We start from the raw sequence: 15,716 nt of genomic DNA, 5'->3' as shown, positions 1-15,716 counted from the left end.
CGCATGCCCACAACCCAAGCCCGACCCGAAATCGTCGTCCTGCTGTGCGACGCGGACATCAAGCGCAAGCGTGAAACCAACACGTGGAACCACCTCGACGGGCGCCCGTTCAGCAATGAGGAACGGGCCCTCGTCCTCAGTGCCACCCGCTTCGAGTTCGAAGAGATACAGGAGCAGTTCAAGCGATACCGGGAGTACCGGCGCACGATGGACGAAGCTCCGGATGCTCTGGAGCGCTTCCTGGCCCCGTTCATGGAGCGTCTCGCCGAGAAGAAGCTTGGCAACGCCGTCGAGCTCATGAACGAGGAGGAGCGAGCCGAACTCGATCACCTCCTCGGGCTCATCGTCGAACCAGTCCGTCCCTTCGCCCCGTACGCCTTCTGAGCCTGGGCCCGCATGTCCAACGTGGCGGTGCTCCGCTCCCAAGGCGGAGCCAGCCTCTGACACACCGAGCCGTGGGAGTTCAGGCGGTAGCCGGTCCAACGCGCCGCCGCGAATGAAGCACAGGGCGGTGGTAGTCGGTCCAACGCGCTGCCTCGAATGAAGCACGGGGCGCAGTGACGAACCGCTCCCTGTAACCGCGGACCGTAACGCCACGCAGACGCCGGCCAAGGCACAGCAGCACGAAGGCGGGCCTCCCCGAAGCGAGGCCCGCCTTCGATGCCTTGGATGGCCCTCAGCCGGCCGGAGCGCGCAGGAGCCGGTCGCGTGTGCTCTCCGGCAGCACCCGGCGCAGGACCGGTGCGCTGGAGCTGAGGGAGTCGGCGAAGGCGGCGACGAGGTCGTGCGGCACGCTGGGGCCGAAGGACGCCGCCCACAGGTAGCCCGCGCCGAGCACCGGTTCGGCCCACGCCTGCCACCCGGACAGGGCCGCCTCGTCAGCCTCAGCCACCAGCGCGAGTGGGTGGCCATCCTGGATGAGGGGCGGCACCTCACCGAGGCGGATGTGGGAGGCGAACGTTGGATCCACCGCGCCTGTGCCGGGCTGGTCGATGTCGCGCAGCCACCCGTGCGCCGTTACCGCGTCGAGGACCAGCTCGGGGCCACCGCACGGCAGGGCGGGCTGATCTTGGGCGTCGAGCGCGGCAAGGAAGCCGGCGAGGATCTCCCCGGGGACATCGGAGGTGAAGTAGGCCGACCAGTGGGCGAGCGGGCTGCTCGGGTCCGTACGAGCGGACACTTGCCAGGCGATCGGCAGGTTCCCCAGGTGGAACGGCTCGTCCGGCAGGACCCACTGCGCCCACCGCAGGGAGTCGGGGCTGAAGTGCAGGACGGTGCTGCGCAGGACCTGACGGTCCTCCGGCGCCTCGTCCGGCTCCTGGCGCCCGCGGACGATCGTCAGGCTCGTCCACCCCAGGCCAGCGAGGGTGTCAGCGACGGCGTCGTAGAGGCATCCGTCGTCACCGGCCAGATGCCGGGGCCCGACCCAATACGCGGACGGAACACCGGCCGGAGCGGGTGGATCGATCGGGAAATCCGAATGCAGGTACGCCTCCAAGGGGCTGGGGGCTGGGGGGCTTGATGCCGCCAGCGGTGCGTAAAGCTGGAGGGGGGTGCCGGGCCGGCTTCGCGGCGGCCTTGGGTGGCCGATGACCGGGCTACCCCGTCTCGCCCTCACCAGGCGGAGACAGGTTCCCCCAGGGCGCCGACTCGAGCATCTGGCTGTCACACGCGCTGGGAGGTCTCCAGCACGCGCGCAACTGCGGCAGCGACGACATCGGCCGGTGTCTCGGTGTCGAAGGACATCTGGTAGCCGCGCACCTTGGCCGTACCGGTGACGGCGATCTTCCACCCCTCGCCGTCGGTACCAGGACGGCCGGACGGAAACCATCCGAGATAGAAGCGACCATCCTTCGAGTTGACGTGTACGTCCGCGCGGTCGTCGACGACCAGGTGAAAGTCGTCGGCGGAGAACTGATCCATCACGAGCGTGGCCTGACCCGGGCCGAGCAGCCACGCACGCAGCCGCAGGGCCTCGACGCTGGTGGAGCATCCGGGGCCCTGGGGTGCCGCAGTCACGGGCAATCACCTCTTTGACCTGGTGCTTTGCAAGAAGGTCGTCCAGGTTCACATGCCGCTCCGGCGTTGGCCAGTCATCCGCGGATCTTTGCTGTCTGCCCCCAGCGAACTGCGATGCAGATCGCGGCATGTGGGATCTCACGTTCTGTGGCCATCAGTACCGTGGTCACCCGCTGGCCAATCGGCCACAAACGCGCCCGCCCGAAACCGGCCCACCCAGGAAGACCAACCCCTAGACTGCGCGCTATGTCCGATGCCGCAGACGCCGCGCCCCAAGTCCGTGGGTCGTACGCGCGCGCGACATCTATCAAGCCTCTCGCTGATTTCAATTTGCTAGTTCAGTTGGGGCCAATCCCGGGGACGAGCCCTCGGGCCACGATGAACGACTTGCAGTTCGCCGCAATTCAGCTGCGCGGCAAGCTCATTCGCCACGGGGTCGTGCAGTTCACAGCTGGGTCAGGAAAGTCACATTCGCTGGGGGTGCTGCTGCGCAGCGCCTTGGTCCTCAGGGACGCGAAGGCAATCCTTGACGAGGCGCAAGATCAGCGGGCAACTGCTGATCTTGCGCGGCGTCTCCTCTCTTCCGCCGAGAAGGACACCCGGCTTCCCTCGATCACAACGCCAGTGAGTCGGCCGACCACGATCTGGGGCACTGGCCCCGCCCTAGCTCCCGACGAGCTGGCGGCGGCCAGCAAGGTCGTCGCGCTGTTTTGGCTCGCCACAGTAGACCTGCTGTCCGGGCGTCTTGAACCCGGCCGCTACGAGTTGGGATCTCAGGCACCACCGCACGAGTCCTCACCGTGTGGGGTGATCGGCCTTTCTGCGCCTCGGGTACCGCGGGCACCGGGAGGACTGGCTGCTCTGCCGGCCCCTTCCCACATGTGCGCGCTTGCTGCCTGAGCTGTTCAGCTACGGGCGGCTGACGCCCGTAGTTTCGAGAGGTACACCAGTGAACGGCCTCACTCTGTCGGTGCTGGCGGTGGTTGGGTTCATCAGCCTCGTGGTCGTGATGGGCGAAAAACTAGCCAGCGATGTCGAGCAGTTCTTCACGACGTGGATCGGCGTCTTCCAGCGACTTCGTGATCTTCTTCGGAGGCAGCCCCCTCCGGGTGGCCGCGACGACGAGGACGGTGATCGCTGAGCGAGCGCACAGGGGATCACGCCCCTCCCCTCCGACGGCGACAGCCGTCGGAGGGGTCCACCCCGATCCACGGCGTCACACCACAGACGGTGCTTCCCTCAACGTCCTCCGAAGAAGTCGTAGATCATTTGGCCGAAAGCAGGTTCCGAGCTTCCTCGGCGCACCCCCACGACAGCGTGACGCCGGCGCCTCCGTGCCCGTAGTTGTGCACGACCACGGTGCCGGCCTCCCCCACCTCTTCCTCCACACGGACCGTGGCGCGGGTCGGTCGAGCGCCGACCCGGTGCTCCAGGACACGGGCCTCGGCGAGGCGGGGCTCGACCTCGGCACAGCGGGCAAGGATGCCGGCAGCCGCCTTGTCATCGGGGGCCAGATCGCCTTCGCCGTCGATCGCTGTGCCGCCCAGGACCACGGTGTCGCCGTGGGGGTAGAAGCACATGAGGTCCGGGGAGAGGCCGGTGTCCTCGGAGAAGAACTCGGTCAGCCCGGGGTTGGTGACGACGACGTGCTGACCGCGGATGGGCTGGAGGTCAGGGTCCGGAACCAGGTCGCGTGCCCCGAGGCCCGCGCAGTTGACGATCGCCGAAGCCAGACCGGCCTCCGAGAGCGAGGTCAGCCGTCGCTGCTCGACCACACCCCCGGCATCGCGGAGCCGGCGCAGGAGGTAGTCGAGGTAGGTGGGCATGTCGATCAGTGGCACGGTGAACCGGTAGCCCGCCGTGAACCCGGCCGGGAGTTCGGCCCGCTCGCACGGTCGGAAGCCAGGCAAAGTGGTGGCCCAGTCCGGCGCGGCTTCGGCCGTGCGGGATGCTTCGATGCCACTGGTGAGCCGGACGCCCGTCGTCGGGTCATGGGCCAGCTCCCGGAAGATCTCCAGGGACCGTTGTCCCCACCGGTCGACCTTGTCCTTCGGTTCGACCAGGTAAGGCCCCCACATCGCCCCGGCCGCCAGCGACGTGACCCCCGGCACCTGCTCGGCGATCACGTGCACCGAAGCCCCGGCCTCGGCGAGAACGACGGCCGTGGTGAGCCCAGCCACCCCAGCCCCGACAACGACAACGCGCTCCCCTGCGGTCATGAACCTGACCCTAACGGCCGGGTTGCGTCGATGGGGCGTGTTGGGCGAGGGCGTTCTCCAGGGCTGGCAGGAAGCCGCGCACGTGAGGGTTGCGCTGTCGGCGACGGAGGTCGGCGGCAAGTTGGTGGAGCAGCGCCGCGCTGCGAGGCGAGCGGACGACATCGAGGCGGTCGGCGGCGATCTGGCCGATCTCGCAGGCTGCCTCCAGGTCTCCGTGCGCGCTGTGTCCCAGGGCCAGCCAGGCTCCCTCGAACATGGCTCGGCGCTGGCTTGGGTCGCCGCGCGGCACGTCGTACGCCCCGGACCTGAGCATCTCGGTCCCCTGGGCGAGGAAGCGACGGCTCTTCTTTCCGCTCTCCGCCTTCTGCTGTGCACGACCCATCTGGATGAGGCCGTAACCAGCCTGGCAGTCCAGGTGGTTGTCGGTGAGGAAGTACATCCAGCGGGGCTCTTCTTGGCGGCCGTCCCGGCTTGCGATCAGTTCGCGGGCAGCGCCACGAGTGTGGGCGAAGTCGTTGTCACGGCCGGCGGCGGCGTACGCGTAGGCGAGCCGGGACAGGACGGACGCCCGGACGGCCAGCGGGGCGGCGTCGCTCGCACGGCGGGCGGCCTCACCGAGGGCGATGGCGTCCGCGGGGTGTCCGCGACTCGCCGCCTGGAACGACAGGTCGCCCAGGATGTGGGCACACAGGGGAAGATCATTGACCTGATGGGCGGCCCGAAGCGCCGTGACGAAGTAGCGCTGCGCCAGTCCGTGGTCGGCCGCGTCGAAGGCCATCCAGCCGGCCAGCTGACCGATCTCCGCGAGCGCGCGGATCAGACGGCTCGCGACAGCCGGAGGGTGGCCGCCTTCGCGAATCAGCAGTCCGACAGCCCGGAACTGCGCTCCAACGTAGGGCAGATGACGTGCCCCTCCGTGCTCGTCATCGAGCAACTGGAGCATGGGGAGATGCTGCTCCACTTGGTCCACGAGCGGATCGGTGCCGAGCGACGACGTCATTCGAGGCGTGTACTGACCGCGTCCCGCGGTGCCGTCGAGGTACTGGGCGACGATCGCGAGGAGTCCCGCGCCCGAGATCGCGAGGAACCGGCGACGGTCGACAAGCCCTCCCATCACCCAGTCCTCCACGATCGCCTCCATGCCCTGCGCGGTCCAAGGCCGCGCGAGATCTGTGTCCGCGGGGACCAGCGCTGACGAGTCGCCCACACGGCCCTGCCACAGTTCGGCCACCGAGACATTCCTACCCAGCTCCTGGGAGAGCACGTAGGCGGCCATCATCGGCAACGGCGAGCGCGGCAGGGAGCCGGCGTCCCGCCAGTGGTACGGCGCCGACTCGGCCACCGTCCCCGCGCCGAAGACCCGGTTGAGCTTGCGAGCGAGCGCCTTCGGGCTCCACCCGAGTTCGTCGAGGCACTCCGCCAGTACGGCGTTGGGCTCGCCTGTCTGCGGTGCCACGTGCGACCACCCTTCGCTCCAGTGGTTCGTCCCATCACTTCACGAGCCCCATGGTGATGCCCCTGGACGGACGATTCACCACCGTCGCATGGAAGTTGACCGAGTTGACCCACTGATCGGGTCCTGCCTGACCGTCCCCCTCCTGTGTTCTTGGATCTCGGCGGAGGCGCCCGTCTTCCGAGCCGACGGAGAAAGAGGTGGGCCTTGAGACAGCACACGAGCACCTCCCCAGGCCGACCGGGCGATGTGCTGGACCGTGACGCCGAACGACCAACCTCCGCCCCCGGACGCGGGCTCGTCGCTGACGACGGCACGACCACCCTGATCACGGATCTGCCGTACGGACCGGAAGCGGCCGAGGTCGCCCGGGGCGCCGTGACGCTGGCGCTGCGTGGTACTGAGACGGACGTACTCGCTGACGCCCGCCTGATCGGGTCGGAGCTCGCGACGAACGCCTTCGTCTCGGGCAGTCCTCCGTTGGTTCTGTGCGTCGACCGCAGGAGTCTGGCCAGCGGCGGCCTGGAGATCGAGATCACCGTCACCGACGGCGGCTGTTCCCGCCCGGCACCCGCGTCTCCTACCGCGCCCGACGAGCAGGCCGAATCAGGGCGGGGACTGGCCATCGTCGATGCCTTGGCCGATGCCTGGTCGCTGACGACTGGCACCAGCGGCTCCCGTGCCTGGTGCCGACTCACCCACAGGCCGTGCTCCTCGTCCGCCGGCGCCTGATGTCCACGCCTGCCCAAACCCGTCCTCCAAGGAGGCACCACACAGTGCGCATCGACCACGCGACTTCCCCACCCTCACGCACGGCTGTGCCGGAGGCCGCTCGTCAGCCCAGGGTCGTCGTCGCTCTCCACGAGGGCTTCTACGGCGCGGAGTCGGGCACCGGCTTCAGCAACCGCGCCTTCCTCACGGCACTGGCCCGGCTCCTGCCGACAGGCCGCCTCTCGGTGATCACCCCGCACGTGCCCGAGACCGCGGGAGCGCACAATCAGCGGTGGGTCGGCGAGGTGCGGCAGATGCTGCGGCAGGCCGCGGCCGAGGTCATCACGATCCCGAAGGTCAACGCGCCGCCGGACTCGGTCCGCGGTTCGGTTCAGCTGTGCGACCTGGCGGGCGAGGCGGCCATGCGCATCTCCGCGCTGGCGAGCCGGTGCCTCATCGTCGGCCTCGACATCCCGTTCCTCGGGCTCGCGCCCTACACGTCGCCGACCACGGACCTGCTGCTCGTGCCGCGCTCCACGACCGCGCTGACGCGGCCCAAGGATGTCTCCCGCGTCCGCTGGGAGCGGGACGCCCTGCGAGCGGCGACGCTCCGAGGTGCGCGTGTCGGGGCTATCTCCTCCCACATGCGAGGCCACCTCGTCGTCAACTACGCCGTCCCTCGGTCGAGCATCGTGAGCATCCCGAACGGGCTGATCCGTGAGGAGATGGTCAGGCCGGCCACGGCTCTGCCGCTGCCTTTCAAGGCCCGTGCCGGATTCCTTCTCGCCATGGGCCGCGCAGTCCCGACGAAAGGTTTCGAAGACCTCCTGGAGGCGTTGCGTCTGCTGAAGGAACGCGGTGTCCCCGTTCCTCACCTGCTGCTGGCTGCCGTGACCTCGGAGGAACACAAGCACCCCTCCTCGTACCAGCAGGACCTGGCGGCAGACATCCGCGCGCACGATCTGGACGCGACTCTGATCACTCGCTTCACCCCCGCGATCCGTGCCTGGCTGCACAGCCCGGCCCTGCGCGCGGTCATCGTTCCCTCTCGCGAGGAACCCTTCGGCCGGATACCCCTGGAGGCGTTCGCAGCCGGTGCGGGCCCGGTGGTCGCGACCACGGCCGGCGGCCTGGCTCAGACCGTCATCGAGGGCGAGACCGGCTTCACGGCCGCACCGCAGGACCCCAGGTCGCTGGCCTCAGCCCTGCACCGGGCCCTGACCGTCCTGCCCCGCGAACGCGATCGACTCCGGAGCGCCGGGGCGGCCCTGGTGCGCTCCCGCCATGACTACGAGGCCAGCGTCGGTTCCGTCATGGACCGCATCGCCCCTTGGGCGCTGGCCCAGTCAGCCACCGCGGAGGGCCGCGCGCTATGAACCAGCCGGTTGTGCTGATCAGCCTGGAGTCCCCGCACTCCTTCTGGCGGCTGTCCTCCGAGCACGAGCGTGCGCTGTCCGCCTCATTCCCCGGCATCGAGTTCCGCAGGGCGACCGAGGAGGCCGTGCCGCACCAGCTGGCCGACGCACACGTCTACTTCGGGTGGCGATTCGTGCCCTCGTGGCTGTTCGCCGCGCCACATCTGAAGTGGATCGCTTCCCCGGCCGCCGGCACGGACCATCTGCCCGTCGCCGAGGCGCACTCCGTCGGCGTGGCCCTGACCCGCTCGTACGGCTTCCACGGCAGGCCCATGGCCGAGCACGCAATGGGCCTGGTCCTGGGCTTCTCTCGCGGGCTGTTCACCAGCCAGCGCGTCCAGCGGAACCGTGCCTGGTGGAAGGACGACCTGGCCGAGGAGTTCTTCGACCTGGCGGGGGCGACGATGACCATCGTCGGCTGCGGCAGCGTCGGACGCCACCTCGCCCAGGCCGCTCGGGCCTTCGGCATGACCGTCATCGGAGTGCGCCGGACACCACCTGCGGCTTCCGAGGGCGGGATCACGTGGGTGCACACGACGGCGGTGCACCAGGCGGTGTCCGTCGCCGACGTCGTGGTGAATCTGCTGCCCGCGACCCCTGCCACGCACCGCTACTTCGACCACGACCTCTTCTCGGCGTGCAAGCCCCGCGCTCTCTTCCTCAACCTCGGCCGCGCGGCAACCGTCGACCAGTCGGCCCTCCTGGCCTCCCTCGACACCGGCCACCTGCGCGGTGCGGCCCTGGACGTGTTCGACCCGAAACCGCTGCCTGCACGCCATCCGCTACGGCTTCACCCCCGGGTCGTACTCACCCCGAAAAGCTCGGTGTTCTGCCGCGCGTACATGGACGGGGCGGTGGCGTTCTTCGCCGACAACCTGCACCGCTACCTCTCGGGCCAGCCCCTCAACGGCCTGGCCGAGGCGCCCGCCACCCGCTCTCCGCTCGTAGGAGGCTGACCAATGCCCACCGCAGACCACGACGACCTGGCCGCCGCCTTCGCCGCCGCAGGCCGCAACCACCCCTACCTGGCCTTCACCCTGAACTCGCTGTGCAACCTGGACTGCGTGTTCTGCAAGCCCCGGTGCATGCCGGACTACGGGCACAAGGACCGGCCCCTGACTGCCTCCGACTACGCGGCCATCGCCACCGAGGCCGGGACCTGGAAGATCAGGAAGGCACACTGCTCCGGCGGCGAACCGACCCTCCGAGCCGACATCCTCGACGTCATCGCGGGCCTCGCCGACGGCCTCGGGCCCGACGCCGCGCTCGGCATGACCAGCCACGGCAACCTGCGCCGTGGGCTGAGCGTCGAACAGCTCCACCACGCCGGCCTGACCTACCTCAACCTCAGCCTCCACAGCCTCGACCCGGCGCGGTCCGCCGCGATCATGGGCGGCGGCGACCCGCGCACCACCCGGAGCACCCTCGACGCCGCCCTCTCCCTCGGCCTGCGAGTGAAGATCAACTGCGTTCTTCAGCGCACCTACCTCGACGACGCCTTCGCCGTGGCCGAACTCGCCCGCGACCTGCCCGTCGCCGTCCGCCTGATCGAACTCCAGAACATCGGTCCCGCCCAGGCGCTGTTCGACACCGAGTTCATCACCGAGGCAGAGGTCCGCGACCGCCTCCACGAGTGGTTCGCCAACGCCGGGGAAGTCCCCCGGGACCAGCTGGGCGTCCGCAGCCCCGGGCAGTACCTCCGTCCCGACGGCTGGGCAGGGTCGATCGGCTTCATCTCCAACTCCAGCTGCGCCACCTGCTCCGACGCCAACCGAATCAAGATCACACCTACCGGAGTGGCGCGACCCTGCATCCTGCACAACCGCGACATCCCCCTGAAGCCCCACCTCGCCGACGGCACACTCGGCGACGCCTTCGCCCACCTCTTCCAGGCCATGCTCGACCGCAACACCAACGACGCCTGGCAGGGCTTCCACTACGTCGACTACGACCTGCGCTGGGACAGAATGGAGCGCCCCGAAGGCACTCCGGTCCTGCCCCTGCTCCCCGTCCTCCCAACGGAAGCGGCCGGCCCCTCCTGCGCCCGCGCCACCACCGGGGAGCGGTGATGGTCGTGGTCGACGCGCCGCCTCTGTACCAAGAGCTCGGCGCTCTGTACGAACGCGAGCTGGACGCCAACGGCATCGGGGCCGTGATGCTCACCCACAAGTGGCAACCGGCCGACCTCCTGGCACCGCACTCCGACATCGACGTACGCGTCCTCCTGCGCCAGGCCCCCGCCGACTGGGAAGAGTGGAACCACCGGCTGGCCGCTGCACACGCCGCCGCAGTCGACCGGGAAGTCTTCCATCGACGTCTCCTGGAGCACCCGCCCGGCTTCGCGTTCACCGTGACTGAAGCGGACGGGCGACTCGTCTCTGCGCCCGAACTCGCGACCTGGTCACTGATCAGCGGCAGCGCGCGGGACTTCCAGCGCTGGAAGTCCCGGGCCCAGATGGCGCCCTGGTGCGAGGTCGATGAGCGGTTCTACCGGGGAATCCTCCAGGCCCGGATGGGCGGTCGATACCAGCTGGCTGCGGACAGCACGGACAACGTGGTCGAGGACGTCGCCGCGTACCGGCGCCACTGCGTGGCGTGGCACTACCTCGCCCCGTGCTGGTTCGCTGCCGCCGCACTCGCGACACGGACGCGCTGCCCCGGAAAGACGGCGGCCCTCACCCAGTGGCGGCCGGAGGGACTGGACGGATACGCCGAGCTGTTCCTCCGGCACTCAGAGAACCGCTCCGATGCCCGACCACGGAGTCCGCGCCACCTGCTCCGCGCGGCCCATGTAGCCCTGGAGGCGGCCATGCGCCGCGTTCCTGACGGGGACCGCCCAGACGGCCAGGGACATGAGCACGCTCGTACTGACTGGGTGATGACGGTCGGCATGCTCCGTGTACGCGTCGCCCGCTGGCTGTACTACCTCGATCCGCCGCCCGGTGTGGCGACCGAGTACTTGATCCGGCGGGAGGCGAAGGAACTCCGCTCCGCCACGCAAACGCTGACCGTGCTCGCGGCAAACGAGGCGACTGCCGCCCAGCGGCTGGCCGCCCGTATGGCGGCGTTGATCCCGACCGGACCGACCACCGCCGACACGCTGCGCGTGACCCTCGCGCGCTGGCACCAGCAGAAGACCACCGTCCAGGACTTCCTCAGCTTCACACCCGACGACGTCCACCTCTGACCCAAGGAGTCTCGCCAATGACCGCGCGTGCGCCGGTGCCCCGCACCCTCAAAACGGCGAAGGTCAAGATCACCACGAAGTGCAACCGGCACTGCGACTTCTGTATCTTCGCCGACGGCGCCCAGGGCGAGAACATGTCCCTGGAGCTGTTCTCCACCGTCCTGACCCGGCTGGAGACCATCCCCTTCCAGCAATTGCACATCAACGGCGGCGAACCCACCGTGCACCGGGACTTCCCGGCGCTCAGCGACGCCGCCCGCACGCGGCTGCCGGACAAGGTCATGGTCCTGGGCACGAACGCCATCACCCTGGCCCGCAACCAGCCGATCATGGACGCGACGCTCCGCTCCTACGACCAGATACTCATCGGTTGCGACGACGAACACGGGAACTACGACGAGGTGCATGCCGTCGTGCCCCGCCTCCGCGAAGCCGGCAAGACCGTGGTCGTCAACAGCGTCCTGGAAGGCATCAGTTCCACGCGGCTCACGCAGCTCGGGACGCTGTGCGAGAAGTACGGCGCCATCCATGTCACCAACCACGTGCACCACGTCGACGTCGGCCAGCCCGCGAACGTGCTGCGCGGCCTCTGCGACCGCTACCTCGACCAGCACCTGATGATCGAGATGGACGGGTCCTGCTACCGCTGCTTCAACGCCATGGCGAAGGACGACAGCGAGTTCAGCATCTGGGACGAGGACTTCGCGGCCAAGGTGTTCGCGCCCCGGAGGCACCACTTCCGGTTCTGCCTGCGCTGCCACGAGTACACCGACTCCGGCGCCGCACTCGTCCCCGCCCTCACCGTCTGATCGGGAGGTACACCACCATGCCCGCAGTCCTCGGACTGAACTTCCACCACGACACGGCCGCCGCGTTAGTCGTCGACGGCCGCATCTACGCGGCTGAAGAGGAGCGCTGGAGCGGCGTCAAGCACAACCACCCCACCCGCAAGGGCACACTCACCACCCCTACCCGCGCACTCCAGTGGTGCCTGGAGGCCGCCGGCATCGAACCGAAGGACGTGGACGCCGTCTGGGCGGCCTCCATGCGTCCCAACCCCGCGGCCGGCTGGTGGCTGGCCGAGGAGCGGGAGGAACTCGCCGCCCTCCTGCCCGCCCCGCTCGGCGAAAACCTCCGCCTCCTCTCCCACCACACGGCCCACGTGCTCTCCGGCTACCTGCTCTCCGGGCACGAGCACGCCGCGGGCCTCGTCATCGACGCCGGCGGCTCCTCCCTGGGATCCGACTTCGGCCCTGGCCGGGAGCGCATCACGGGGTACGACCTGTGGCCTGATCGCATCGACCGCCTCCACCAGGGCATGCCGGCCGTCGTGCCGGGCCCGGTCGGGCCTCGGCGCGTCCACTCCTCCCTCGGGCACTTCTACCGGAACCTCGCCCTGAGGGTGATCCCACCCGGCGACGAGCCCGAGGGCAGCATGATGGCGCTCGCCGCTTTCGGCGATCCCCAGCGCTACGGCGCACACGTCCGCGAACTGGTCCGGCTCGGAGACGAGGGCGAGGTCCGCATCGATCATCCGTGGGGTGCGGCGGACAGCAGCACACCGCTGCTGCTCGATGGCCGGGCCTGGACCGCCGACAACGTCGCGGAACAGCCGGAACACAAGCGTGCCGACCTGGCCGCCGCCGTCCAGGAGGTCTTCGCCGAATCGGTCGTCCACATCGCCCGCCACCTGCAACGACTCACTCGGGCCTCAACGTTGGTGTTCTCCGGCGGATGCGCCCTGAACTCCCACCTCAACGGCCAGCTGGCCGCCGACAGCGGCTTCGACACCCTCTTCGTCGCACCGGCCCCGCACGACGCCGGCACAGCCGTTGGGGCCGCGCTCTACGGCTGGCACTACCAGCTCGGGCAGGTGCGCCTGCCGGTGCCGACCGACGCGGCCTGGGGCCCGAACCCGGACGCGCTGCCAACGACAACGGTGCCGCCCGGCTATCACGCCTTGCCCCACCTCGGGCTCGGACTGCCGGCCACAGTGGCGGCACTGCTCGCCGAGCACCGCATCGTCGGCTGGGTGCAGGGGCAGCTTGAATTCGGGCCGCGTGCCCTCGGCCATCGCTCGATCCTCGCCCACCCCGGTCACGCCGCCACGAGGGACCGACTCAACGCGATCAAGAAGCGAGCCGCGTACCGCCCGTTCGCGCCGGCCGTCCTCGCCGAGCACGCCACGGAATGGTTCATGTCGGCGGGCGACCCGTTCATGAACCGTGTCGCCACCGTCCGACGGTGCCGAGCCGACCGAGTCGCGGCGGTCACCCACCACGACGGCACCGCCCGCGTCCAGTCCGTCGCCGCCGACCACCAGGGCCTGCGCGATCTCCTTGAGCAGTTCCGCGACCTCACCGGACTGCCGCTGCTGCTGAACACATCCTTCAACCGCAAAGGCGCCCCGATCCTGCGGACCGCTGAGCAAGCCGTGGCGGCGACGGTGGAGCTGCGCCTCGACGCCCTCGCCGTCGGGGACACCCTGCTGCTCGCCGACCACGTCCCCGATCCCCGTGCCGCGTCCGCTGGTACGAGGTGAGGCGGATGGACCCCATCGATCTCGGCCATGTCCTGACCGTGCTCGGTGCCGCCGCGTGGAGCCCGGACGAGCAGTCTCGCGCCCGCGTGGCCGCCGGCCTCGCTCTCACGGTCTACGACGGCTACACCCGAGACCAGGGCACCCCATACCTGGAGCACCCGCTGGCCGTCGTCAGGCTCTTGCGAACGGAGATCGGCGTCCGGCGCCCCGAGCCCCTCCTCCTCGCCCTCCTGCACGACGCCTTGGAGGTAGCGCCCGAGTCGGAAGCACTGCTCGTCCACCACCTCGGCGGCCCGTTCACCGCCCGCCTGCGTGACATGACGGCCGACCACCGCCTCGAACAGCGCCGCAAGTCCGTCGGCGACGAGACCCGCTGGCGCGCCAAGCAAGCCGCGCTCCCGCCCGAGGACCTCCTCGTCCGGCTCGCCGACCGCCTGCACAACCTGCGCGACCTCGCCGCGTCCCCGAACCTCGACCGACGCCGACGGTTCCTCCAGACCCTGGGCGATTTCCACCTCCCCCTCGCCGACGCCGCCCGTGACCTCGGCCCCCATCTGGAGACCATGCACGCGCGCCTGCACGCCGAGTACGTCCACCACATACAGGAGGTACGTCCGTGAAACGGGTCGTCTACTCGATGGAGCCGGTCGGCCGGACCGGCGGCCGGGTCTACCTGCGGATGCTCCATGAGGTGACGGCCGACGACGTGGAATGGCGCACCGTCCCGGACCACAAGCGGACCTACCGGGTCCGCCGCTGGCGCAAGCTCCGCCACCTCGCCCGCCTGGCACCCTCCATACGGGCACTGCACGGCACCACCGGCACCTTCGTGTGGGACGACCTGAGCCTGCTGCTGTTCACGCCCGAGATGCGCGCCCGCACGGTGTTCCTCCTGCACCACTACGAGCCGCTCCAACATGACTCCGCCCCCATCGAGGCCATGCTCTGGGAGCGGCTGTTCCGCGTTCTGCCGCAGTGCGCCGCCGTCGTGTGCGTCGCCCCGTACTGGGCCGACCAGCTTCGCGCCCGAGGCGTCCGCAATGTACGGGTGATCTACAACGCCTTCGACATGGCCGAAGTAGAGCAGGCACGCGGTTACGACCGGGCCGAGTGCCGCGCCGAGTTCGGCCTACAACCCGACGTGATCGGCGTCTACGCGGGCAAGGCCGTGCACTGGAAGGGGACCGAGGAGGTCTCCGCAGCACTGGCCGGCGTTCCCGGACTGCGGGTGATCACCAGCGGCAGCAACACCATCGGCCTCGACAGCGCGCACTACGACGTCGAACGCGAGCGGTACCTGCGTCTGCTGCGCGCCTGTGACGTCGGTGTCTTCCTCCCGCGCATGCGGGAGGGCTGGAGCCGTTGCGCCGCCGAGGCTTTACTCCTCGGCCTGCCCTGCCTCATCCGTCCGGTGGCCGGCCTGGGCGACCTCGCCGCACTGGCTGGCCAGCCGGCCCCGGACCTCCGCCGTCTCCCGGCACAGGTCCGGGAGCGTGCGGCGGCACGCCACACCGAGGCCAAGGCGGGGCACGAGGCCCTGGCCCGGTTCGACCTGAACTACTTCGGCGACGCCTGGGGCAACCTCCTGACGCAGGTCGCCTGACCAGCGGCTAAGCCTGCGCGACCAGCTTCTTGCTGGCAGCTTCCAGACGGGCCAGCACGCGGTCCCGGCCGAGCAGCTCCATGGACTCGAACAGCGGGAGTCCGATCGTCCGGCCGGTGACCGCGACCCGGATGGGCGCCTGGGCCTTGCCCAGCTTCAGCCCGTGCTTCTCCCCGACGGCGAGCAGGACGGCCTTCAGGTCGTCCGCCTTCCAGTCCGCGACGTCGGCCAACTCGGCGCGGGCGTCCGACAGGATGTCGCCGGCGCCCGCCTTCATCGCCTTGTTCCACGACGCCTCGTCCTCGACCGGCTCGTCGAGGAACAGGAAGTCCACATAGCTGGTGATCTCGGAAAGCAGCGCCAGCCGGGTCTGGGCCAGGGAAGCCGCCGCCTCGAAGACGTCCTTGTCGAACGCCTCCGGCCGCCACGGCGCGTACGGGGCGACGAGCCACGGCGCGCAGGCGGCGGCGAACTGCTCCGGTGAAAGGGCGCGGATGTACTCGCCGTTGAACGCCGTCAGCTTCTTCACGTCGAAGAAGGCCGGCGCGGTGTTGACGTCCTCGATCC

The 15,716-nt window shown here is 69.6% G+C and carries 16 protein-coding genes and 1 pseudogene; 12 read left to right on the top strand and 5 right to left on the bottom strand.

What is annotated here, in order from left to right; genetic code table 11:
- Positions 1-3: 3 nt before the first annotated feature.
- On the top strand, positions 4-384 hold the full coding sequence (locus tag AMK26_RS24670) for a hypothetical protein (protein ID WP_073756882.1): 381 nt from the start codon (positions 4-6) through the stop codon (positions 382-384).
- A 292-nt stretch (positions 385-676) separates the two neighbouring features.
- On the opposite strand, the gene AMK26_RS24665 is transcribed toward AMK26_RS24670, so the two are convergent.
- Both AMK26_RS24665 and AMK26_RS24660 read right to left on the bottom strand, forming a co-directional pair.
- The gene (locus AMK26_RS24665) at positions 677-1,498 is read right to left on the bottom strand and encodes a DUF317 domain-containing protein (protein ID WP_073756881.1); all 822 of its coding nucleotides are present in this window, start codon (positions 1,496-1,498) and stop codon (positions 677-679) included.
- Positions 1,499-1,665: 167 nt separating this feature from the next.
- Positions 1,666-2,019: a DUF317 domain-containing protein gene (locus AMK26_RS24660; protein ID WP_073756880.1), complete on the bottom strand. Its 354-nt coding sequence runs from the start codon at positions 2,017-2,019 to the stop codon at positions 1,666-1,668.
- A 387-nt stretch (positions 2,020-2,406) separates the two neighbouring features.
- Here AMK26_RS24660 and AMK26_RS36780 point away from each other — a divergent pair, with 387 nt between their 5' ends.
- A complete protein-coding gene (locus tag AMK26_RS36780) occupies positions 2,407-2,919 on the top strand; it encodes a hypothetical protein (RefSeq protein ID WP_143608619.1) in 513 nt (170 codons plus the stop codon).
- Between the two features lie 49 nt (positions 2,920-2,968).
- Positions 2,969-3,160, top strand: coding sequence for a hypothetical protein (locus AMK26_RS24655; RefSeq protein WP_073756879.1), 192 nt, complete (start codon positions 2,969-2,971; stop codon positions 3,158-3,160).
- Between the two features lie 124 nt (positions 3,161-3,284).
- Here the strand turns inward: AMK26_RS24655 and AMK26_RS24650 are convergent, their stop codons facing one another.
- Positions 3,285-4,238 carry an FAD-dependent oxidoreductase gene (locus tag AMK26_RS24650; protein ID WP_073756878.1) on the bottom strand — a complete coding sequence of 318 codons (954 nt, stop codon included), beginning with the start codon at positions 4,236-4,238 and terminating at the stop codon, positions 3,285-3,287.
- A gap of 10 nt (positions 4,239-4,248) precedes the next feature.
- Positions 4,249-5,694 carry a carph-isopro domain-containing protein gene (locus tag AMK26_RS24645; RefSeq protein WP_073756877.1) on the bottom strand — a complete coding sequence of 482 codons (1,446 nt, stop codon included), beginning with the start codon at positions 5,692-5,694 and terminating at the stop codon, positions 4,249-4,251.
- Between the two features lie 204 nt (positions 5,695-5,898).
- Here AMK26_RS24645 and AMK26_RS24640 point away from each other — a divergent pair, with 204 nt between their 5' ends.
- From AMK26_RS24640 to AMK26_RS24600, 9 genes are read left to right on the top strand one after another with little or no spacing between them, the layout of a single operon-like run.
- Positions 5,899-6,423 (top strand): ATP-binding protein, encoded by a 525-nt coding sequence (locus AMK26_RS24640; RefSeq protein ID WP_107421033.1) that lies wholly within the window; start codon positions 5,899-5,901, stop codon positions 6,421-6,423.
- 44 nt (positions 6,424-6,467) lie between these two features.
- A complete protein-coding gene (locus AMK26_RS24635) occupies positions 6,468-7,778 on the top strand; it encodes a glycosyltransferase family 4 protein (RefSeq protein WP_073756875.1) in 1,311 nt (436 codons plus the stop codon).
- On the top strand, positions 7,775-8,773 hold the full coding sequence (locus AMK26_RS24630; protein ID WP_073756874.1) for a D-2-hydroxyacid dehydrogenase: 999 nt from the start codon (positions 7,775-7,777) through the stop codon (positions 8,771-8,773). The genes AMK26_RS24635 and AMK26_RS24630 overlap by 4 nt, the downstream gene beginning before the upstream one ends.
- A 3-nt stretch (positions 8,774-8,776) precedes the next feature.
- The gene (locus tag AMK26_RS24625) at positions 8,777-9,886 is read left to right on the top strand and encodes a radical SAM protein (protein ID WP_073756873.1); all 1,110 of its coding nucleotides are present in this window, start codon (positions 8,777-8,779) and stop codon (positions 9,884-9,886) included.
- A complete protein-coding gene (locus AMK26_RS24620; protein ID WP_073756872.1) occupies positions 9,886-11,004 on the top strand; it encodes a hypothetical protein in 1,119 nt (372 codons plus the stop codon). Before AMK26_RS24625 ends, AMK26_RS24620 begins: the two co-directional genes overlap by 1 nt.
- Before the next feature lie 17 nt (positions 11,005-11,021).
- Entirely contained in the window at positions 11,022-11,813 is a 792-nt protein-coding gene (locus AMK26_RS24615; protein ID WP_073756871.1) for a radical SAM protein, read from the top strand.
- A gap of 17 nt (positions 11,814-11,830) precedes the next feature.
- On the top strand, positions 11,831-13,546 hold the full coding sequence (locus tag AMK26_RS24610; RefSeq protein ID WP_073756870.1) for a carbamoyltransferase family protein: 1,716 nt from the start codon (positions 11,831-11,833) through the stop codon (positions 13,544-13,546).
- A 5-nt stretch (positions 13,547-13,551) separates the two neighbouring features.
- The gene (locus AMK26_RS24605; protein ID WP_073756869.1) at positions 13,552-14,166 is read left to right on the top strand and encodes an HD domain-containing protein; all 615 of its coding nucleotides are present in this window, start codon (positions 13,552-13,554) and stop codon (positions 14,164-14,166) included.
- Positions 14,163-15,149, top strand: a complete 987-nt coding sequence (locus AMK26_RS24600) for a glycosyltransferase (protein WP_073756868.1) — start codon at positions 14,163-14,165, stop codon at positions 15,147-15,149. Before AMK26_RS24605 ends, AMK26_RS24600 begins: the two co-directional genes overlap by 4 nt.
- Before the next feature lie 7 nt (positions 15,150-15,156).
- Here AMK26_RS24600 and AMK26_RS38035 read toward each other — a convergent pair.
- Positions 15,157-15,716: pseudogene (locus AMK26_RS38035) on the bottom strand (glutamate--tRNA ligase); the annotation flags it as partial.

This window comes from Streptomyces sp. CB03234 (assembly GCF_001905885.1).
GTDB lineage: Bacteria > Actinomycetota > Actinomycetes > Streptomycetales > Streptomycetaceae > Streptomyces.
This window is presented reverse-complemented; position numbering and strand designations above follow the sequence as displayed.

Excerpts from the sequence above, each read along its gene's own strand:
- AMK26_RS24630 (WP_073756874.1), top strand. The coding sequence starts at position 7,775 with ATGAACCAGCCGGTTGTGCTGATCAGCCTGGAGTCCCCGCACTCCTTC.
- AMK26_RS24620 (WP_073756872.1), top strand. The coding sequence starts at position 9,886 with ATGGTCGTGGTCGACGCGCCGCCTCTGTACCAAGAGCTCGGCGCTCTG.
- AMK26_RS24615 (WP_073756871.1), top strand. The coding sequence starts at position 11,022 with ATGACCGCGCGTGCGCCGGTGCCCCGCACCCTCAAAACGGCGAAGGTC.
- AMK26_RS24625 (WP_073756873.1), top strand. The coding sequence starts at position 8,777 with ATGCCCACCGCAGACCACGACGACCTGGCCGCCGCCTTCGCCGCCGCA.
- AMK26_RS24605 (WP_073756869.1), top strand. The coding sequence starts at position 13,552 with ATGGACCCCATCGATCTCGGCCATGTCCTGACCGTGCTCGGTGCCGCC.
- AMK26_RS24670 (WP_073756882.1), top strand. The coding sequence starts at position 4 with ATGCCCACAACCCAAGCCCGACCCGAAATCGTCGTCCTGCTGTGCGAC.
- AMK26_RS24610 (WP_073756870.1), top strand. The coding sequence starts at position 11,831 with ATGCCCGCAGTCCTCGGACTGAACTTCCACCACGACACGGCCGCCGCG.
- AMK26_RS24650 (WP_073756878.1), bottom strand. The coding sequence starts at position 4,238 with ATGACCGCAGGGGAGCGCGTTGTCGTTGTCGGGGCTGGGGTGGCTGGG.